The sequence below is a fragment of the Aestuariivirga sp. genome (assembly GCF_044238155.1).
Taxonomy (GTDB): Bacteria; Pseudomonadota; Alphaproteobacteria; order Rhizobiales; family Aestuariivirgaceae; genus Aestuariivirga.
On record NZ_JBIIDX010000062.1, the window covers coordinates 1 to 17,945 of the forward strand.

At 64.2% G+C, this 17,945-nt stretch carries 20 protein-coding genes, 2 tRNA genes and 1 pseudogene; 15 read left to right on the top strand and 8 right to left on the bottom strand.

Going from position 1 to position 17,945, the window contains the following annotated elements:
* Positions 1 to 421, bottom strand: a 421-nt coding sequence (locus ACILRN_RS08215) for a M24 family metallopeptidase (RefSeq protein WP_395687237.1), incomplete at its 3' end; no start/stop codon positions are given.
* Positions 422 to 632: 211 nt separating this feature from the next.
* Between ACILRN_RS08215 and ACILRN_RS08220 the strand changes: the two genes are divergently transcribed.
* The 4 genes from ACILRN_RS08220 to ACILRN_RS08235 all read left to right on the top strand — a co-directional run bounded on the left by ACILRN_RS08220 (position 633) and on the right by ACILRN_RS08235 (position 4,748).
* Positions 633 to 1,394, top strand: coding sequence for a competence/damage-inducible protein A (locus ACILRN_RS08220; RefSeq protein WP_395687238.1), 762 nt, complete (start codon positions 633 to 635; stop codon positions 1,392 to 1,394).
* A 52-nt stretch (positions 1,395 to 1,446) separates the two neighbouring features.
* Positions 1,447 to 1,947: a xanthine phosphoribosyltransferase gene (gpt, locus tag ACILRN_RS08225; RefSeq protein WP_395687240.1), complete on the top strand. Its 501-nt coding sequence runs from the start codon at positions 1,447 to 1,449 to the stop codon at positions 1,945 to 1,947.
* A 6-nt stretch (positions 1,948 to 1,953) separates the two neighbouring features.
* Positions 1,954 to 3,261: an aspartate aminotransferase family protein gene (locus ACILRN_RS08230; RefSeq protein WP_395687242.1), complete on the top strand. Its 1,308-nt coding sequence runs from the start codon at positions 1,954 to 1,956 to the stop codon at positions 3,259 to 3,261.
* Between the two features lie 86 nt (positions 3,262 to 3,347).
* Positions 3,348 to 4,748 carry an aminotransferase gene (locus ACILRN_RS08235; RefSeq protein ID WP_395687244.1) on the top strand — a complete coding sequence of 467 codons (1,401 nt, stop codon included), beginning with the start codon at positions 3,348 to 3,350 and terminating at the stop codon, positions 4,746 to 4,748.
* A gap of 10 nt (positions 4,749 to 4,758) precedes the next feature.
* On the opposite strand, the gene ACILRN_RS08240 is transcribed toward ACILRN_RS08235, so the two are convergent.
* From ACILRN_RS08240 to ACILRN_RS08250, 3 genes are read right to left on the bottom strand one after another with little or no spacing between them, the layout of a single operon-like run.
* On the bottom strand, positions 4,759 to 5,973 hold the full coding sequence (locus ACILRN_RS08240; RefSeq protein ID WP_395687246.1) for a winged helix-turn-helix domain-containing protein: 1,215 nt from the start codon (positions 5,971 to 5,973) through the stop codon (positions 4,759 to 4,761).
* Entirely contained in the window at positions 5,973 to 6,398 is a 426-nt protein-coding gene (locus ACILRN_RS08245) for a GNAT family N-acetyltransferase (RefSeq protein ID WP_395687248.1), read from the bottom strand. Before ACILRN_RS08245 ends, ACILRN_RS08240 begins: the two co-directional genes overlap by 1 nt.
* 52 nt (positions 6,399 to 6,450) lie before the next feature.
* Entirely contained in the window at positions 6,451 to 6,696 is a 246-nt protein-coding gene (locus ACILRN_RS08250) for a zinc-finger domain-containing protein (RefSeq protein ID WP_395687268.1), read from the bottom strand.
* Between the two features lie 51 nt (positions 6,697 to 6,747).
* Here ACILRN_RS08250 and ACILRN_RS08255 point away from each other — a divergent pair, with 51 nt between their 5' ends.
* Entirely contained in the window at positions 6,748 to 7,491 is a 744-nt protein-coding gene (locus tag ACILRN_RS08255) for an alpha/beta fold hydrolase (RefSeq protein WP_395687250.1), read from the top strand.
* On the opposite strand, the gene ACILRN_RS08260 is transcribed toward ACILRN_RS08255, so the two are convergent.
* A complete protein-coding gene (locus ACILRN_RS08260; RefSeq protein ID WP_395687270.1) occupies positions 7,488 to 8,285 on the bottom strand; it encodes an enoyl-CoA hydratase in 798 nt (265 codons plus the stop codon). The genes ACILRN_RS08255 and ACILRN_RS08260 overlap by 4 nt on opposite strands.
* 100 nt (positions 8,286 to 8,385) lie before the next feature.
* Here ACILRN_RS08260 and cysE point away from each other — a divergent pair.
* From cysE to ACILRN_RS08290, 6 genes and pseudogenes are all read left to right on the top strand, one after another.
* Positions 8,386 to 9,213 (top strand): annotated as a pseudogene (gene cysE, locus ACILRN_RS08265) (serine O-acetyltransferase).
* Between the two features lie 39 nt (positions 9,214 to 9,252).
* Positions 9,253 to 9,465, top strand: a complete 213-nt coding sequence (locus ACILRN_RS08270; RefSeq protein ID WP_395687252.1) for a DUF3126 family protein — start codon at positions 9,253 to 9,255, stop codon at positions 9,463 to 9,465.
* A gap of 5 nt (positions 9,466 to 9,470) precedes the next feature.
* Positions 9,471 to 10,013 carry a gamma carbonic anhydrase family protein gene (locus ACILRN_RS08275; protein ID WP_395687253.1) on the top strand — a complete coding sequence of 181 codons (543 nt, stop codon included), beginning with the start codon at positions 9,471 to 9,473 and terminating at the stop codon, positions 10,011 to 10,013.
* A gap of 229 nt (positions 10,014 to 10,242) precedes the next feature.
* Positions 10,243 to 10,758, top strand: coding sequence for a molybdopterin-dependent oxidoreductase (locus ACILRN_RS08280; RefSeq protein ID WP_395687254.1), 516 nt, complete (start codon positions 10,243 to 10,245; stop codon positions 10,756 to 10,758).
* Positions 10,759 to 10,774: 16 nt separating this feature from the next.
* Positions 10,775 to 12,487: an ATP-binding protein gene (locus tag ACILRN_RS08285; RefSeq protein ID WP_395687256.1), complete on the top strand. Its 1,713-nt coding sequence runs from the start codon at positions 10,775 to 10,777 to the stop codon at positions 12,485 to 12,487.
* A complete protein-coding gene (locus tag ACILRN_RS08290) occupies positions 12,484 to 13,104 on the top strand; it encodes a response regulator transcription factor (RefSeq protein WP_395687258.1) in 621 nt (206 codons plus the stop codon). Before ACILRN_RS08285 ends, ACILRN_RS08290 begins: the two co-directional genes overlap by 4 nt.
* Positions 13,105 to 13,117: 13 nt before the next feature.
* On the opposite strand, the gene ACILRN_RS08295 is transcribed toward ACILRN_RS08290, so the two are convergent.
* Both ACILRN_RS08295 and ACILRN_RS08300 read right to left on the bottom strand, forming a co-directional pair.
* A complete protein-coding gene (locus ACILRN_RS08295; RefSeq protein ID WP_395687260.1) occupies positions 13,118 to 13,528 on the bottom strand; it encodes a hypothetical protein in 411 nt (136 codons plus the stop codon).
* A gap of 290 nt (positions 13,529 to 13,818) precedes the next feature.
* Complete coding sequence (locus tag ACILRN_RS08300) at positions 13,819 to 14,451, bottom strand: transglutaminase-like cysteine peptidase (protein WP_395687261.1); 633 nt, start codon at positions 14,449 to 14,451, stop codon at positions 13,819 to 13,821.
* Positions 14,452 to 14,643: 192 nt separating this feature from the next.
* Here ACILRN_RS08300 and ACILRN_RS08305 point away from each other — a divergent pair.
* Together ACILRN_RS08305 and ACILRN_RS08310 are read left to right on the top strand one after the other, a co-directional pair.
* A tRNA-Leu gene (locus ACILRN_RS08305) sits at positions 14,644 to 14,728 on the top strand.
* Positions 14,728 to 15,051 carry a sodium-dependent bicarbonate transport family permease gene (locus tag ACILRN_RS08310; protein WP_395687263.1) on the top strand — a complete coding sequence of 108 codons (324 nt, stop codon included), beginning with the start codon at positions 14,728 to 14,730 and terminating at the stop codon, positions 15,049 to 15,051. Before ACILRN_RS08305 ends, ACILRN_RS08310 begins: the two co-directional genes overlap by 1 nt.
* Before the next feature lie 16 nt (positions 15,052 to 15,067).
* On the opposite strand, the gene ACILRN_RS08315 is transcribed toward ACILRN_RS08310, so the two are convergent.
* Positions 15,068 to 15,153, bottom strand: a tRNA-Leu gene (locus tag ACILRN_RS08315).
* A 108-nt stretch (positions 15,154 to 15,261) separates the two neighbouring features.
* Here ACILRN_RS08315 and mgtE point away from each other — a divergent pair.
* Positions 15,262 to 16,647 (top strand): magnesium transporter, encoded by a 1,386-nt coding sequence (gene mgtE, locus ACILRN_RS08320; protein WP_395687265.1) that lies wholly within the window; start codon positions 15,262 to 15,264, stop codon positions 16,645 to 16,647.
* Positions 16,648 to 16,738: 91 nt separating this feature from the next.
* Positions 16,739 to 17,945, top strand: a 1,207-nt coding sequence (locus tag ACILRN_RS08325; protein ID WP_395687267.1) for a sulfatase-like hydrolase/transferase, incomplete at its 3' end; no start/stop codon positions are given.

Below are 17,945 nucleotides of genomic sequence, written 5' to 3' on the forward strand. Positions count from 1 at the left end.
TCACCTCGATCAGCCGCTCGGCCTTGCGGTTGATCTGGCCCACCGGATACATGCGGCTCGAATCGCCATGCCAGCCATCGACGATCAGGGTCACGTCGATGTTGACGATGTCGCCCTCGAGGAGCGGTTTATCATTCGGAATGCCGTGGCACACCACGTGATTGATCGAGGTGCAGATCGACTTCGGATAGCCCTTGTAATTGTAGGGCGCCGGAATGACCTTGTGGTCTCTCGCGAAGTTGACGATGACACGGTCGAGTTCCTCGGTGGTGACACCCGGCTTGACCAGTGGCACCAGCAGGTCGAGGGCTTCCGCCGTCAGCCGTCCGGCCTTGCGCATGGCTTCGAAATCGGCTGGCCCATGCAGCTTGATGCGGGTCGAGCGGGGCGAGGTCACGTCATCGGCAGCAGCGTAGGTCATTCAGCACGTCATCCAGAGCCGGGCCTTGGAAGGCCTGCGGCATGTTTCGATAAAATCCAAGTCTACAGGATCGACCGTCAGCCTCAACCGCTGCCTTTCCAGTGTTCCGAGATAATGCCCCGCGCCTGCCCATGCAAGGCTCAACACCCCGCTGCATTGACAGCCCCGGAGCCTGGTGGCACAGCCATGCCGAGGCCTGGGAGTGCAGCGCATGACCGACGAGCAACCAACGGCAGCCGTCCTGCTGATCGGGGATGAGATCCTCTCGGGCAGGACCAAGGACAAGAACCTGGGGTTCATCGCCGACATGCTGACGGCGATGGGCATTGACCTCAAGGAGGCCCGCGTGGTGGCCGACACGCAGGATGACATCGTGGCGGCCCTCAATGCCCTGCGCCAGCGCTACAGCTATGTCTTCACCACCGGAGGCATTGGCCCGACCCATGACGACATCACCGCCGATGCGGTGGCCCGGGCGTTTGGCGTGCCGATCGAGCATGATCCACGGGCGGTCGAGATCCTGCTGGCCTATTTCAACGAAATCGGCCGCGAGCCCAACGAGGCCCGGATGCGCATGGCGCGCATTCCGGAGGGCGCGAGTCTGATCGACAATCCGGTATCCAGGGCGCCGGGCTTCCAGATTGGCAACGTCTTCGTGATGGCGGGTGTGCCGAAGATCATGAATGCCATGATGGAGGATGTGGCGAGGCGGCTGACCCGCGGCGTTCCGATGCAGTCGCGCAATGTCGAGTTCCGCGGCGGCGAAGGCGATGCCGCAAAGCCGCTCGGCGAGATCCAGAAGGCGTTTCCAGGCGTGGTCATCGGGTCCTATCCGTTTCAGGCGCCGGATGGCTTTGCCACCAATCTGGTTCTGCGTTCGCGTGACGTGGCAGCGCTTGAGGAGGCCCATGCCGCGGTCTGCCGCATGGCCGAGGAACTGACGGGGCAGGGCAAGGCGCGTGGCTGGTCGTGAGCGTTGCCGCGCCCGCGTTCAGCGGGCATAAGACGAGAAAAGCTGGGGGGCGATGATGGACGAGAAATGGCAGAAGAGTTTTCCCGTGTCATGGGACCAGTTCCACCGTGATGCGCGCGCACTGGCCTGGCGGCTGTCGGGGGCAGGCCCGTTCTGGGCGGTGGTGGCGGTGACCCGTGGCGGCCTGGTTCCAGCCGCGGTGGTGGCGCGAGAACTCGGCATCCGGGTGATCGAAACTGTGTGCGTGGCCTCCTACGAATATGACCGGCAGGGCGAAATCGAGGTGCTCAAGGGCATCGGCGCGCAGGTTGCGGGCAGCGAGGGTGGGGCGGGCGTGCTGATCGTCGATGACCTGGTCGACACGGGTGCCACGGCGCGGGTGGTGCGCGAGATGCTGCCCAAGGCCCATTTCGCGACCGTCTATGCCAAGCCCGCCGGCCGGCCGCTGGTCGATACCTTCATCACCGAGGTGAGCCAGGACACCTGGATCTATCTGCCCTGGGACATGCACCTGACCTTTGCGCCGCCGATCGGCGACAAGGCGACGGCCTGACTCGCCATGACGGCGGCCGAGCGCTCGACACGCATCGATGAGGCCCTGGCGGAGGCCAGCGCCGCCTTCGCCGCACGCCATCCCAAGAGCCTTGCCCTGCATGAGCGCGCCACGGCGGTGATGCCGGGCGGCAACACCCGCACGGTGCTGTTCACCTCGCCCTTTCCGCTACGGGTTGAGCATGCCGCAGGGGCCGAGATCACCGATGCCGACGGGCTCACCTATCTCGACTTTCTCGGCGAGTATTCCGCCGGGCTCTATGGCCATTCCCATCCGGTCATTCTCGAGGCGGCGCGCTCGGCGCTGGACTCCGGCCTCAATTTCGGCGCGCACCACGGCGCTGAAATTGCACTGGCCGAAGTGGTGACACGCCGCTTCGGCCTCGATCTCGTTCGCTTCACCAATTCCGGCACCGAAGCCAACATGATGGCGCTCTCGGCAGCGCGCTGTTTCACCGGCCGCGGCAGGATCATGCCGATGCAGGGCGGTTATCATGGCGGGACGCTCTATTTCAGCCATGGCGCCTCGCCGGTGAATGCCCCCTTCGACTGCGTGCTGGGCCACTACAATGACATCGAAGGCACGCGCCGGCTGATTGCCGCGCATGCTGACGAGCTGGCGGCGGTGATCCTCGAGCCGATGCTGGGTGGTGGCGGCTGCATTCCGGCCGATCCCGCTTTCATTGCCATGCTGCGTGAGGAGACTGCGCGGCGCGGCATCGTGCTGGTCTTTGACGAGGTGATGACCTCGCGCCTGCATCCGGGTGGTCTGTCGGCCAGGCTGGGCATCGAGCCTGACCTCAAGACGCTCGGAAAATACGTCGGCGGCGGCATGAGCTTCGGAGCCTTCGGTGGCCGGCGCGAGATCATGGAGCTGTTCGACCCGCGAAGGCCGGATGCTCTGCCGCATGCTGGAACCTTCAACAACAACACGCTCACCATGACGGTGGGCGGCGTGGCGATGACCCGGATCTTCACTCCTGCGGTCTGCGAGCAGCTCAATGCCCGCGGCGACCGCCTGCGCGAAGCCCTGAACGAGCTGTTCATGCGCTACCAGGTGCGGATGAGCGCGACGGGGCAGGGCTCTATGATCGCGCTCCACCCGGCGGCGGGGGCTATCACCCGCCCCGAGGACCTCGACGGCATTGACAAACGCCTGAGGCAGCTGCTGTTCCTCGACCTCCTCGAGCAGGGCATCTACATCGCCGAACGCGGATTCATGGCGTTGTCTCTGGTCGTATCGGATGCAGGGTGCGACCGGCTGGTGCGGGCTGTGGAAAGCCACATTACCCGGCGACGAGCTCTATTGGTCTGATTTTTCAGGAGAAATCTGCTGGGCTGGCAGAGAGGGGCTGATTGGGCTATTGAATGAGCATTCAATAAGCAGACGGGAGCCCCTTCGTGTTGCATCAGGTCAGCAATCGCTTCAACGCCCGCGAGCTCTGGCAGCAGGATCATGACCATGTGCTGCACCCCTACACCCATTTCGACAGTTTCCGGCAGGATGGTTCGCTTGTCCTGGTGGAGGGCGAGGGCTGCTATGTGACGGACGTCAACGGCCGACGTTATTTCGACGGCATCGGTGGCATGTGGTGCGTGAATGCGGGCTATGGCCGCAGGGAGATTGCCGAGACCATGGCGGAGCAGGCCCTCCAGCTGTGCTACTCGACGACCTTCGTTGACGTCACCAATGCGCCTGCTGCGCGCCTTGCCGCAAAACTTGCGGCGCTGGCGCCCGGGAACCTCAACCACGTGGCCTACGCAACCTCGGGCTCCTGCGCCATCGATACGGCCATCCGGCTGGCGCACTACTATCAGTCGCGGCGTCGCGAGCCCCAGCGCCGCTATGTGATCTCACGCAGGAATTCCTATCACGGCTCAACCTATCTCGGCATGACGGTGGGCCTGCGCGACGGCGACCAGTCACCCCATTTCAAATACATCCCCGATCTCGTGCATCACCTCTCCGCACCCTATCCCTACCGTAGGCCGGAGGGCATGAGCCTCGAAGCCTTCAGCGATTTCCTGGTGGATGAGTTTGCCGGCAAGATCGCAGAGCTGGGCGCAGAGAACATCGCCTGTTTCATCGCCGAGCCCGCCCAGGCCTCGGGCGGGGTGTGCATGCCGCCGCCCAACTACCTGCCACGCATGCGTGAACTCTGCACGCGCCACGGCATCCTGTTCATCGCCGATGAGATCGTCACGGCCTTTGGGCGGCTTGGCCACATGTTCGCGAGCCAGGACGAGTTCGGCATCATCCCGGACATCATCATATCGGCCAAGGGGCTGACCTCCGGATACATCCCGCTCTCGGCGGTGATCTATTCCGATGCGATCCATGACACGATCTCGGCGCCCGATCCGGATGCGTGGTTCACCCATGGCTATACCTATTCGGGTCATCCGGTTGCCTGCGCAGTGGCGCTCAAGAACATCGAGATCATTGAGCGCGAGGATCTCTGCGGCAATGCCGCGCGGGTGGGCGACTATCTCGAGCAGCGCCTGGCAGAGCTGAAGCAGCTGCCGATTGTGGGCGATGTGCGCGGCCGCCGTCTGATGATGTGCGTTGAATATGTGAAGGACAAGGCCAGCCGCGAAAAGCTCCCCGACAGCGTCAACATCTCGAAGCGCATCTCGAACGCCTGCGAGGAGATGGGACTTCTGGTGCGGCCGATCGGCCACCTCGACGTTCTGTCACCGCCACTCACCATCACCATGGCCGAGGTGGATTTCATCGTCGAGACGCTCAGGCGGGCCATTGTCAAGGCAGCCGAGGAGCTCTTGGCGGAAGGGGTAATCTGAAGGACACGGGTCAAGCCGGGCGCTGTGCAGCAGCGCTGAGAGCCCGTGCGAGATTGCCGCGCCGGGAAATGACCGGCCGCTCGAGGCCCAGCCAGCCCGCCATCAGGCGAAGCTCGGCCATCAGCGCCCGGGCTGTTTCGGCAGCATCGGCCTCGCGCTCGGCATGTGCGGCGTTGACCCGCAACAGGCCGGCCTGGCGATCGGCCTTGAGGCAGACGCGCGCGGTGAGCCGCTCGCCCTCAAGGAACGGCAGCACGTAATAGCCATGGATGCGGCGGTTGGCGGGCGTGTAGATTTCGAGCCGGTAGCGGAAGCCGAACAGCCGTTCGGCGCGTGACCGCTCCCACACCAGCGGGTCGAAGGGCGAGAGCAGCGCCTGGCCGCCGGCCCGCTTTGGCAGCCTGGCCTCGCGGTGGAGATAGGCCTTCTGCGTCCAGCCCTCGACGGCGGTGGAAACCAGCGTTCCTTCCTCGACCAGTTCGGCAAGCGCCTTCCGCGACTCGGCCAGTGGCAGGCGGAAATAGTCACGCAGATCGGCCTCCGTGGCGATGCCCAGCGCCTCCGCCGACAAAGCCATCAGCTGGCGGATCGCGTCTGCTTCGCCGGGGGTTGGAAGGTCCAGAATATCGGCCGGGATCACCCGTTCGGGAACATCATAGAGCCGTTCGAAGCCGCGCCGCGTGGCGGCGGTGAGAAGGCCCTGGTCGAACAGCGTCTCCAGCGCGAGTTTCCCCCGCGACCAGCCCCACCAGCCGCCCTCCGCCTTGCCGCCGCCCGGCACGTCACTGGCCCCGGTCGGGCCGGTGCGGATGACGAACTCGAGCACCTCTCGCAGATAGCGCCGCTCCTGCCTGCCGAACCGGTTCATCTGCTGATAGGTGCCCTCACCGGCGCGCGCCCGCGCCATGCGCCAGCGCATCAGCGGGTGCAGGTCCAACGGCAGCAGGCTTGCCTCATGCGCCCAGCATTCGAACAGCGCGCGCTTGGTCTGCCCGAAACTCCGTTCGTCGAGCATGGCCTGCGCATAGGGACCGAGCCGGGAGTAAAGCGGCAGGTAATGCGCGCGGGTGACAACATTGACGCTGTCGATCTGCAGGAGATGCAGGCGGCGGAGTGCGGCCTCCATCCTTTTCCAGCCGGGCCTCGCGCCACGGTGAGAGCCGGTGAAGCCCTGCGCCGCCAGGGCCACGCGCCGGGCCTCGGCAAGCGGCAGGCTCTCCGCCATCAGAGCCTTTTCTCCAGGGTGATCAGGTGCTCTTGCAGGCCATGGCGCTGGTAGAAGGCGCGGGCGCGGTCATTGCCAGCCAGCACGCTGAGCCGCAGCCAGCGCTGCCCCGCTTGGCGGGCCAGCGCCTCACAGGCCTCGAGAAGGGCGCCGCCAATGCCCTGGCTGCGGCATGAAGCCAGCACGCCAAGATCGCCGACATAGGAATGGCTATAGGGGATTTCGTCCTGCTCATCTTCCGACGACACCACGGCATGGAACGAGGCATAGCCCACGATGCCAGCGGGCCCTTCGGCCACCAGGATGCGGCCTTGGGCCTTGGCGGTTTCCTGTTTGAGATGATCGATGTACGACGCGCCCATGGTGTCTGCCGGACGGCTGCGGTCGTAGATTTGGTTTTCATGGCGATGCAGATCACGCAGCACGGCAACGAGGCCTGCCTCATCGCCCGCGCGGAAATCACGTATGGTGATGCCCTCAGGCAGCCTGATCTGCCCAGGCGGCCTGGGGCGGAACCGCTTGCTCTGCCCCGAGCTTGGGGTTGTGGCGATAGAGCGTGGAGCAGTAAGGGCACACAGTTTCACTCTCTGTGCCCATGTCGATGAACACATGCGGGTGGTCGAAGGGTGGCAGCGCCCCGATGCACATGAATTCACGTGCCCCGATCTCGATCATCGGCAGGCCCATCTGGTTCTGGAAGTGCGGTGTCGTGCCCGATGCCATGGCAACCTCGAACTGCTTGAGAAAGCGGCCGATTAGCATATCTTGCCCGGCATGCAAAACTTCAGTTCGTGCGGTGTGACGATCGCCTACGAGACCGCCGGAGATGGCCCGCCCGTGCTGCTGATCCACGGTTTTGCCTCAACCGGCCGCGTCAACTGGTGGGATACGGGCTGGGTGAAGACGCTCACCGGTTCCGGGCGGCGGGTCATCACCTTCGATCACCGTGGCCATGGCGCCAGCGACAAGCTCTATGAGTCAGCCCTCTACAGCGCCGCCGCCATGGCCGAGGACGCGCGCCGGCTGCTGGACCACCTCGAAATCCCGGTGGCGGATGTCATGGGCTATTCGATGGGCGCGCGGGTGGCGGCGCTCTTGGCCATCAACCATCCGGATCGGTTGCGCCGGGTGGTGCTGGCGGGGCTTGCCTCCCGGATGATCACCGGGGTGGGCGGGGCGGAGGCCATTGCCCGGGCGCTGGAAGCCCCCAGCCGCGCGGCGGTGGCAGATCCCGGCGCAAGGGCGTTTCGCGTCTTTGCCGAACAGACGAAAAGCGACCTCAAGGCGCTTGCCGCCTGCATCCGCGCGTCACGCCAGAAGATTACGCCGGAGGAGCTGGCCACGATCCGGGTGCCGGTGCTGGTGGTGGCCGGCGACAAAGATGACGTGGCGGGCGATGTTCCCACGCTGGTCAGCGCCATTCCCGGCGCTGCGGGGATGACGCTGCCCGGCCGCAACCACATGAACGCGGTGGGCGACAGCGGCTTCAAACAGGCGGTGCTGGCGTTTCTTGACTAAGCGCCCCTGAACACCGGTTTTCGCTTCTCCAGAAATGCAGCGCGGCCTTCGGCATAGTCCGCGCTGTCGAAGCAGTGCGCCGCGAGGGCCGAGACCTCCGCTTCATCCACATGGCCGGGCCGCCCGGCGATCAGGTCGATGGCGCGTTTGGCGTGGGTTATGGTGAGGGGCGCGCCGGCGGCGATTTCGGCGCAGAGCGCCGCGGTTTCCGCTTCGAGGTCGGCGGCAACCCGGCTGACGAGCCTCAGACGCAGCGCCTCCTCCGCCGACAAGCGCCGGGCGGTGAAGATCATCTCCTTGGCGGCGGCGGCGCCCACGGTGGCGACCAGGTCCCTGATCCCGTCCAGCGGATAGGCAAGACCCAGCCGGGCCGGCGGCAGCGCGAACAGGGCGGCGCTGTGCGCGATGCGCAGATCGGCGGCCAGCGCCAGCGCCAGCCCGCCGCCGATGCAGAAACCATGGATCATGGCGATCACCGGCTTCGCGCAGCCGCGGATGGCGGCGAAGGCAGCGCCGTTCAGCTGCTCATAGCGCGCGGCGGCCTCGGCATCGTTGCGGCTCTCGCCGAATTCCGAGATGTCAGCCCCCGCCGCGAAGGCCTCCGCCCCTGCACCCCTGATGACGATCACCCGCACGCCGGGGCTCTCGTCGAGCGTCTTGATGATGGGTGGAATGGCGGCCCACATCTCGGCATTGAGCGCATTCCTTCGCTCCGGCCGGTTGAGAACGAGCCACGCCGTCGAACCGTCGGCGAAAGCCTGGATGAAAGGAGATGGTGAGGCGAACGGGGTCATCACGGATCAATAGGCCAGCCCGGCACGGGCTACAATGATGTGTGGTGGGATACACTTGTCGGGTGGCCTGTGCTATAATGTCCAAGTGCAGGAGCGAACCATGCGTCAGTCAGCCAAGACCCAGTCGGTGGAAAAACTCGATCCGGTGTGGACTCGAATCCGGGCCGAGGCCGATGAGATCACCCGCCAGGAGCCCGCACTTGGCGGCTTCATCTTCTCGCTGATCCTCAACCATGACAGCTTCGAGGAGGCGCTCGCCCACCGGCTGGCCCAGCGCCTCGGCAACGCCGATATCGGCGCCGACCTGATCCTGCATGCCTTCCGCGACGCCATGGCGGCTGAGCCGGAGATCGGCCACGCAGCCCGCGCCGACATCATCGCCACCTTCGACCGCGATCCGGCCTGCCACCGCTACATCGATCCGGTGCTTTACTTCAAAGGCTAACAGGCGATCCAGACACAGCGCATGGCACACCGGCTCTGGCACATCGGACGGCGCGACTTCGCCTATTACCTGCAGAGCCGCCTCTCGGTGATCACGTCGATCGACATTCACCCGGGCGCCCGCATCGGCAAGGGCATCATGGTCGACCATGGCCATGACATCGTGATCGGCGAGACCTGCGTGATCGAGGACAACGTCTCGATCATGCAGGGCGTGACGCTGGGCGGCACCGGCAAGGAGGCGGGTGACCGTCACCCGAAGATCCGGCGCGGCGTGCTGGTCGGGGCAGGGGCCAAGATCCTCGGCAACATCGAGATCGGCCATTGCTCGCGCGTCGCCGCCTGCTCGGTCGTGCTGCATGACGTACCGGCCAACACCACGGTGGCGGGGGTGCCGGCCAAGGTCGTGGGCTATGCCGGCTGCACCGAGCCGGCCCGCGCCATGGACCACAATGTGGAGCAGGTTGCGGCTGCGGAGGAATAGGTCTAGAGGGGCGGCTCTGCCAATGCCGGGAGGCCGCCCTTGAAGCCTGAAGAAATCACCAAGCTCACCAAGTTCCTGCGTGCGAAGTTCGAGCTGCCCGCGATCAGCGTGCGCAAGCGGCCGCAGAAGTCCGACTCGGCCGAGGTCTATATCGGCGAGGAATTCGTGGGCGTGATCTTCCGCGACGAGGAAGATGGCGAGCTGTCCTACAACTTCTCCATGGCGATCCTGGATTTCGATCTCGAGGACTGATCGGCATGCCGCTCTATGCTCTCGATGGCGTCGCGCCGGAACTCGCGCCGGGAGGTGAATGCTGGATTGCCCCCACGGCGGTGGTGGTGGGAAAGGTCAGGATCGCGCGGCTTGCCAGCGTCTGGTTTGGCGCGGTGATCCGTGGCGACAATGAGTGGATGACGCTGGGCGAGGGCTCGAACGTGCAGGATGGAGCCGTGCTCCACACCGATCCGGGCCTCGAACTGGTCATCGGCCGCAATTGCACCATCGGCCACAAGGCGATCCTCCACGGCTGCGCTGTCGGCGACAATACCTTGATCGGCATGGGGGCGGTGGTGCTGAACCGGGCGCGCATCGGCAGCAACTGCCTGATCGGCGCCAATGCGCTGATCACCGAGGGCAAGGTGATCCCGGACAACTCCCTCGTCATGGGCCAGCCGGGGAAGGTGGTTGGAGCCATTGACGCCGAAGGTGCGGCGCGGCTTACCCGATCTGCAGAATCCTATGTTCGGAACTGGCAGCGATATGCCGGTGGCCTCCTGGACCTTCAGGGCCAATCAAAGTGACGCTAACGTAAGCGTTAGATTACTCATTATATACAATTTATGATTGAGCAAATTTCGTTTTTGCAATTTTTTTCTGAATTGAACTCGTTTGTCGTTGAGTGTCTCCGTATTTGTGCTTATTTGTACCAATCGTTTTCACTGACGACTTAGCGTCAAACGCTTACGCAAATATACGTGGTCCATGAATTGCTTCGGCAAGGGATGGGCCGGGAAGGCTGGTTCTGGGTCCATGTGGCTGAAGACATTCATCGTTCTTGCATCCCTTGTCATCCTGCCAGCCCAGTTCACAAGTCCTGCCGGAGCCTGTCATCCGAAGATCGACGTTCAGTCCGCCATCCTGACCATTGACGGTCTCATCCAGGGTTGTGACGGGCGATTTGAGGTCCGTTTCGATCTTGCTGCGCTCAAGTCCCTGCCAGCAAGGGACATCAAGACTCGCAATCCCTGGGACAAGGGCCTCGTTCACTATCGTGGCGTTCTGCTGCGCGATCTTGCTGATGATGTCGGTGCCAACGGTTCAGTTCTGACCATAACCGCACTTGATGATTACCGGGCCGATCTCCCGATTGCCGATATCCGCCGCCATGACATCTTGCTGGCCTATGAGCGCAATGGTGCCACCATGTCCGTGCGCGAGCGCGGGCCGTTGTTCGTGGTCTTTCCGTTCACGACCCAGCCTGAGCTGGAGACCGAGGCCCGCTATGCGCAATCGGTGTGGCAGGTGTCGCGCATCACGGTAAAGTAGGAATGGCCAAGGCGTGATGACGAAGACCAGCAACCCGGCCGAAGCCTATGACGGATGGAAGAACGTCCCGTCGCTGGCGTTGCTGATCATCATACTGCTGCTCGGCGCTGCCGTCGTGTCGCTGTCGGTTGAGCTCCACCGCCTTCGGGCACCCCAGGATGACCCTCGCTGGACGATCTACCAGCTTGGCTTCGAGCATCAGCGGCTCCAGCTTGCTGCGGAAACGGACGCCAGACCCGATGAGATCGCCCTGCGCGGAGACCTCTACCTCAGCCGTGTGATCGAGTTGCGGGATTCACCTGCGCTGGCCCAGCTGCGCGAGAGTGTCGATGGCGATGTGCTGCCCGCACTGCTGCAGTCTGCGCAGGCCACGGAGCAGCTGCTCGACGGACCAGATGATCCGGCCAGCAGGGCAAGCCTGCTTCGCCAGCTGCAGGACGACTCTCCGGTCATCCGCAAGCTGATGATTGACCTGTTGAACGCGGAGAGGGAAATCCGCGCAGCGAGCGGTGCGGCGAATGACAAGATCCTGTCGAACGCCATAACCATTTTGTGGATCCTCTTGCTGGTGCTGGTGGTGCCCGTGCTGCTGCTCATGCGGAACGTGTTCGAATTGCGCTCGGCGGAAGCAAGGCTGGCCGCGGCGTCGGCCATGCAGGGCAATATTCTCGACGCCATCGACGAGGCGATCCTCGGCGTGTCGAGGCAGGGCACGGTGGTCTTCGCCAATGATCGCGCCGCGACGCTTCTTGGTTCGGCAGCCCGGCTTGGGGCGCGCATTGGTGACATGCCGGATGACGGGCTGCTGGCGTCGGTCAAGTCGTGCCTGTCCCGGCCGTGCGCGCCGCACGAGGCCGGCATGCAGCCGCCGCTGCGGGCGGAGGTCAGGGGCGCGGAACTCACGCAGCACTTTCTTCTGCGGCGCGCCGTGATTCCGGATGAAGGCGCCGGCGGTCTTGCAAGCCTCGTGGTGATCGCAGATGTGACGGTGCAGGAGGAGGCGGCGCTGCGCTCGGCGGAATACGCCGCACGGCTGGCCGATGTCGGGCGGTTGCTGGCCTATGCGGCGGTCTCCGGCGGGATCGTGCATGAGGTCAACCAGCCGCTTGCCGCGATCCGCAATTATGCGCATGCGCTCAACGTATCCCTCAAGCTGCGTGAGGGCAGCGAGGAGCACCTCGCCATCGCCTCGCATCTGTGCGAGGAGGTTGATCGCGCCATCGAGATCATCCGCAATCTCCGTCGGCTGGGGCCGCAGGACGCCGACGAGACCGGCGCCTGCAATTTGCGTGAAGCGCTGCAGGAATCGATCCAGCTGGTGAGCATGGGCAGCAGCCTGCCGCCTGTCAGCATTCATTCTGCGCCGGGCGATGTGCGGGTCAGGGGCTCGCTGCCGCTGGTCGGTCAGGTGCTGGTCAATCTGGTCAACAACGCGCTGTCCGCCTCGGCCGCAGCAGGCCGGTCCGGGGCAGAGGTGTCGATCATCACGCGCGGCGATATTGCCGCAATTGAGGTGGCGGACTTCGGCCGGGGTGTTGCCCCCGAGGTGGCGGAAACCTTGTTCAGTCCGTTCTCCAAGTCTAGCCATCGTGGCATGGGGCTTGGCCTTGCCATCTGCCAGCGCATCGCCACCACGCTTGGCGGCTCGCTCTCCTGGCGCAACCAGGAGGCAGGTGGCGCTGTCTTCACCTTTACCATTCCTCTTGCAACGGAAGGCGCCTACCCATGAACGGCAAGACAATCATGATCGTTGATGACGACCGGGGCTTCGCACAGTCTCTTGCGGTCATGCTCGGCAACTCCGGCTACCGCACCTGCGTGAGCTACGATCCTGCCAGCGCGCTGGTGCAGGCGCGCAGCCAGCCTGTCGACTGTGCGCTGATTGACTACAATCTTGGAGCTTCACTCGGCACTACGCTGCTCTCCCGCCTCGACGAGGAAGGGTACAGCTTCCCGATGATCATGCTGACGGGCTATGGCGATGTCAGAACGGCAACTCAGGCCATGAAGCTTGGCGCTTCTGACTTTCTCGAAAAACCCTATGAACCGGAAGCGCTGATCGAGGCTCTGGAGACCGCACTCTCGAAGGCGAGCAAGGCTGCCCAGGCCACCGACGGCATTCGCGAGGCGCGCCGGATGCTGCGCATGCTGACCGAGCGCGAGAGCGAGATCGTCGATGCCATCGTGGCAGGGCGCTCAAGCAAGCAGATTGCCGAAGCCCTCTCCGTCAGTCAGCGCACCGTCGAGGCGCACCGGGCCAATGTGCTCCAGAAGCTCGGCATCTCCAACACGGCCTCGCTCGTCCGGCTCGCCGTCATCGCGGGGATGGGCTCTCCCAACGATTGAACAGAGATCGATTTCAGAGGAAAGACGGATCGAGGCTGCCCACGAAGTTGAGCGACGCGATGGCGCGGCGGGTATCCCGCTCCATGTTGCGTGCGCCCTGCAGCGAGCAGGTCTTCACCAGATTTGGCACATCGCCGACCATGCCTTGGAGCGCCTCGCAGATCTGGCGCCCGATCGGCTTGCTGTCCTGCCGGCCTGGCCGCTTGAGGCACTTGATCAGCGCGCCGCGCACCAGCACGAAGCGGCGCAGGGCCTCGATCTCGGTCAGCACCTCCATCCGGTCGAGCACGCCACCTGACTTCTGGTAAATGCCCAGAAGGCGCTCGATGTCGTCAATGGCCGCGTTTATCGCCAGCTGTGGGTCTTTGGTTGAGGCTTCGAAAACTGATGAGCTTGAGCTGCTGCGGCTGTTTACGGTATCCATGATTCCACCTCGTCGAGAATGTTTGATTAACCATAACTCGTTCTACAATGTTAGGTCGCGAGTTCAGGAGTCGGCATCCGGATAAGCTGTAGTGAGGTCAGTAAAAACACGTATGATTTTGAATGAACGAACAAGAATTTGAATGAGCATCCAATTTTTTTAGCAAAAATCCTGCAAATGGGCGGAGCCGGCACAGGGTGGGGTGCTGCGCCGGCTCCTGGGAGCCCGGTCTGGGGGATAGCGAGGGGACGCCGACCGGGCCGTCCTTTCCGTGTCCGCCGGGTGGCGGTTCAGCGTTGCTGCGCCGAGGCGAGTTTGCCACCAGGCATGAGCGAAACCCATTGCCTCGGATCGCGCTCGGACTGACGCTTGAGGAAAGTATAGTCGGCGTCAGACATGCGGCGGATGGCATTGTGCCGGTTGTCGAGAACGAAATCGCCTTCGGCGGTCCTGAGGGTCAGCACGGCATGGCCCTCATTGGCCTCGTCCAGCACCACGGTGATCAGCAGGCCCGACCGGGGGAAGCCGAGCCGCTCGAGATAATGCTGCTTGAGGAGAACATAGTCCTCGCAATCGCCCGCCACGGTGGGATAGGCCCAGTATTCGGCCTCGCCATAGAGGATCTGGTCGCTCTCGGGCGCGATCTGCCCGTTGACGAGGCTGTTGAGGCGGAAGACCATCCGCCACCGGTCTTCGGACATGGCGATGCGGCCGGCGGCTGCGGCGGGTGAACACCGTGCCGGGTTGCGCGCGCAGAACTCGACGAAGCCTACCGGCGGCAGGGTGGGTGCGAGTGCGGCGTCAGCACCTCCGCCGTGGCCGTCCGGAACGGGTGGAGCCTCGCGCCCTGAGGCTGCCGCGAAGCACTGTGGTACCGGGACGGTCAGGAGAAGGGCCAAGCCCAGAACGATCAGAACCCGCATGTGAAGCCTCATTCGCTGTCGTTGAGGCGCACACTAGGCCCGAGGTTTTGAGGACGCGTTCATCCGGGCGTGCAAATGCAGCCGGTTGGCGTAGTGAAGCATTCACCAAGACGGGCTGCGCGCAGCCGGACTCAAAGGGGTTGATTCACCCTGATCTGCCTGTTAGACACCGCGCCACCAATCACTTGACACGCGGCCATGGCGGAATTGGTAGACGCACTAGCTTGAGGTGCTAGCGGGTAACACCGTGGAGGTTCGAGTCCTCTTGGCCGCACCATGTTTTCCAGCCGCCACCTCAGGGAGTTTGCCAAGGTGGGCGGGCGCATGCTCGTCTTTGGTCTGGCCATGCCGATGGTCAATGGCTTCATCGTGACCGGCCTTGCCACGCTGGTGGGGCTGCCGATGGGCTCGGCCTTCGTGCTGGGCGCGGTGGCGGCCTCGGCAAGCTACATCGACGCGCCTGCGGCGGTGCGCGCCACCTTCCCGGAGGCCAATCCGTCGATCTATCTCACGTCCTCGCTTGGCATCACCTTTCCCTTCATGGTGCTGGCCGGCGTGCCGCTGGTGTGGGAGATGGCCGCCTTCTGGCAGGGATTGTAAGGCCTCATGGCGCGGGTGGTGCGGGCGGAGGGAGTCGAACCCTCACTTCCATACGGAAAGCGGATTTTAAGTCCGCTGCGTCTACCGTTCCGCCACGCCCGCGCCGGCCAAGGTGTCCTACACGCCCCGGAGGCCCGGCGCCACTGTCCGTGAATGCTGAGCTGGCTTTCGCCTTGCGCTCTGCCGCGGGATGCGATTGAGAGGTGGGCCATGACCGAGCATGAGCACATGGCCACCCGCGACGACTGGGGCGTGATCGACCCTGCCTTCCTCGCGCGCATCGTCGAGGCGCTGGATGGCGGCGAGCCGCGCGCCGTCCGCCAGCTCACGCGGGATCTGCACGCCGCTGACCTCGCGGACGTCATCGAGGCGCTAGGCCAGGACGACCGGGTCCGGCTGATCACCGCGCTTGGCCGGGGTTTCGATGCCGCGGCCCTGGCCGAGCTCGATGAGGGGGTGCGCGATGAACTCATGGAGGCGCTGCCCAACGAGGTGATCGCCTCGGCCATCAAGAAGCTCGACACCGACGACGCGCTCTATCTGATCGAGGATCTCGAGCGCGACGACCAGCGCGAGATCCTCGCAAGGGTGCCGCGCGAAGACCGTGCGGCGCTGACCCGCGCCCTGGATTACCCCGAAGACACCGCCGGCCGCCTGATGAAGACGGAATTTGTCGCGGTGCCGGACACCTGGACGGTGGGCCAGGCGACGCAGTTTGTGCGCAGCTCGAAGGACCTGCCCGACCAGTTCATCGAGGTCTATGTGGTGGATGAGGCGAAGCGGCTGGTGGGCACCGTTCCGCTCTCGCGGCTGCTTCGCGCCCCGGACGACAGGCAGATCGATGCGATCATGGACACCGAGCAGACGGTGTTCCGGGCCGGCGATGCCCAGGACGACGTGGCCTTCCGCTTCGACAAGTACAATCTGGTTTCCGCTGCCGTGACCGATGACGGCGGCCGGCTGATCGGCACGCTGATGGCGGACGACATCGTTGACGTCATCCAGGAAGAGGCCGCCGGGCAGCTTCTGCATCTGGGCGGCGTTGGCGTGGAGGAGGCGATTGGCAACTCGGTTGCCGCCACCACGCGATCGCGCTTTGCCTGGCTGTTCGTCAATCTGCTCACCGCCGTGCTGGCCTCGTGGGTGATCTCGCTGTTCGGGGCCACCATCGAGCAGATGGTGGCGCTGGCGGTGCTGATGCCGATCGTCGCCTCGATGGGCGGCAATGCCGGAACCCAGAGCATGACGGTGGCGGTGCGAGCGCTCGCCACCCGCACGCTCTCGCCAGTCAATGCGCTGCGCTTCACGCTGCGCGAATGTGCCGTCGGCCTGATCAACGGCCTGCTGTTTGCGCTGATCGTGGGCGTGTTCGCCTGGGCGTGGTTCGGTTCTGATACGCTCGGTCTGATCATCGGGGCGGCGATGGTCATCAATCTGCTTGCCGCGGCTCTCGCCGGCATCCTCGTGCCGCTGGCGCTTGACCGGTTCGACATCGATCCTGCAGTTGCCTCCGGCACCTTCGTTACCACTGTCACCGACGTCGTCGGCTTCTTTGCTTTCCTCGGTCTTGCCGCGATCTGGTTGAGCGCGAGGTGACCCTGCGGCTCCTGGTTGTTGACCGCGATCAAGGTGCAGTGCGACAGATGATGCTTGAGAGATATCCGGTGCGTCGGCAGCGGAGGCTCTCATGCAGTTCTTGTCAAAAAGTCTTGGTGCGTGTCGGCTGGGCTTGGTTCTTGCAACCGTAGCGGTTGCGGCCTGCGCGCCGCAGCAGGCCGGAGCCGCGGAGGGCAAGCCCAACATCCTGGTGATCTTCGGCGATGACATCGGCACGACGAACCTCAGCGCCTACAGCGATGGCGTGATGGGCTATGAGACGCCCAACATCGACCGCATCGCCAATGAAGGGCTGAGATTCCTGCATTACTATGGCGAGCAGAGCTGTACCGCGGGGCGCGCGGCCTTTCTGACCGGCCAGCACGTGATCCGCACCGGCCTCAGCAAGGTGGGCTTCCCGGGCGCCCCGATGGGCATGAGCCAGGAGGATCCCTCGGTGGGCGGGCTTCTCAAAAGCATGGGCTATGCCACCGGCCAGTTCGGCAAGAACCACGTGGGCGACCGCAACGAGACGCTGCCCACGGTCAACGGATTCGACGAGTTCTTCGGCAATCTCTACCACCTCAATGCCGAGGAAGAGCCGGAGCTGCCCGACTATCCGAAGGACCCTGAATACCGCAAGAGGTTCGGCCCGCGCGGTGTGCTGAAGACCACCGCGACCGACATCGACGATCCGACCGTCGATCCGCGCTTCGGCAAGATCGGCAAGCAGGTCATCGTCGACACCGGCGCCCTCACCCGCAAGCGCATGGAGACCATCGACGACGAAACCTCGGTGGCGGCCATCGATTACATGCAGCGGCAGCATGCGGCGGGCAGGCCGTTCTTCGTCTGGTACAATTCCACCCGCATGCATCTGCGCACCCATGTGCGGCCCGAGCACCGCGGCCGCTATACCCACGGCGACAGCGAATACATCGATGGCATGATCGAGCACGACGAAACGGTCGGGCGTCTGCTCAAGGCGCTCGACGACATGGGGATCGCAAACGACACGCTGGTGGTCTACACCACCGACAATGGCCCGCACATGAACACCTGGCCCGACGGCGCGATGACGCCTTACCGCTCCGAGAAAGATACCAATTGGGAGGGAGCCTTCCGTGTCCCTTGCCTGGTGCGCTGGCCGGGCCACGTCAAGGCCGGCACCATCACCAATGAGTTGATGAGCCACAATGACTGGATCCCGACGCTCATGGCCATTGCCGGCGAGCCTGACATCGTCAACAAGTTGCTCGCCGGCTATCAGGCCAATGGCCGCACCTACAAGGTTCATC

Coding starts and splice junctions, on each gene's coding strand:
- ACILRN_RS08250 (WP_395687268.1), bottom strand. CDS start 6,696: ATGGCATCGGGCACGACACCGCACTTCCAGAACCAGATGGGCCTGCCG.
- mgtE (WP_395687265.1), top strand. CDS start 15,262: ATGACCGAGCATGAGCACATGGCCACCCGCGACGACTGGGGCGTGATC.
- ACILRN_RS08255 (WP_395687250.1), top strand. CDS start 6,748: ATGCAAAACTTCAGTTCGTGCGGTGTGACGATCGCCTACGAGACCGCC.
- ACILRN_RS08285 (WP_395687256.1), top strand. CDS start 10,775: ATGACGAAGACCAGCAACCCGGCCGAAGCCTATGACGGATGGAAGAAC.
- ACILRN_RS08310 (WP_395687263.1), top strand. CDS start 14,728: ATGTTTTCCAGCCGCCACCTCAGGGAGTTTGCCAAGGTGGGCGGGCGC.
- ACILRN_RS08220 (WP_395687238.1), top strand. CDS start 633: ATGACCGACGAGCAACCAACGGCAGCCGTCCTGCTGATCGGGGATGAG.
- ACILRN_RS08290 (WP_395687258.1), top strand. CDS start 12,484: ATGAACGGCAAGACAATCATGATCGTTGATGACGACCGGGGCTTCGCA.
- ACILRN_RS08260 (WP_395687270.1), bottom strand. CDS start 8,285: ATGACCCCGTTCGCCTCACCATCTCCTTTCATCCAGGCTTTCGCCGAC.
- ACILRN_RS08230 (WP_395687242.1), top strand. CDS start 1,954: ATGACGGCGGCCGAGCGCTCGACACGCATCGATGAGGCCCTGGCGGAG.
- ACILRN_RS08275 (WP_395687253.1), top strand. CDS start 9,471: ATGCCGCTCTATGCTCTCGATGGCGTCGCGCCGGAACTCGCGCCGGGA.
- gpt (WP_395687240.1), top strand. CDS start 1,447: ATGATGGACGAGAAATGGCAGAAGAGTTTTCCCGTGTCATGGGACCAG.
- ACILRN_RS08295 (WP_395687260.1), bottom strand. CDS start 13,528: ATGGATACCGTAAACAGCCGCAGCAGCTCAAGCTCATCAGTTTTCGAA.
- ACILRN_RS08280 (WP_395687254.1), top strand. CDS start 10,243: ATGTGGCTGAAGACATTCATCGTTCTTGCATCCCTTGTCATCCTGCCA.
- ACILRN_RS08240 (WP_395687246.1), bottom strand. CDS start 5,973: ATGGCGGAGAGCCTGCCGCTTGCCGAGGCCCGGCGCGTGGCCCTGGCG.
- ACILRN_RS08300 (WP_395687261.1), bottom strand. CDS start 14,451: ATGCGGGTTCTGATCGTTCTGGGCTTGGCCCTTCTCCTGACCGTCCCG.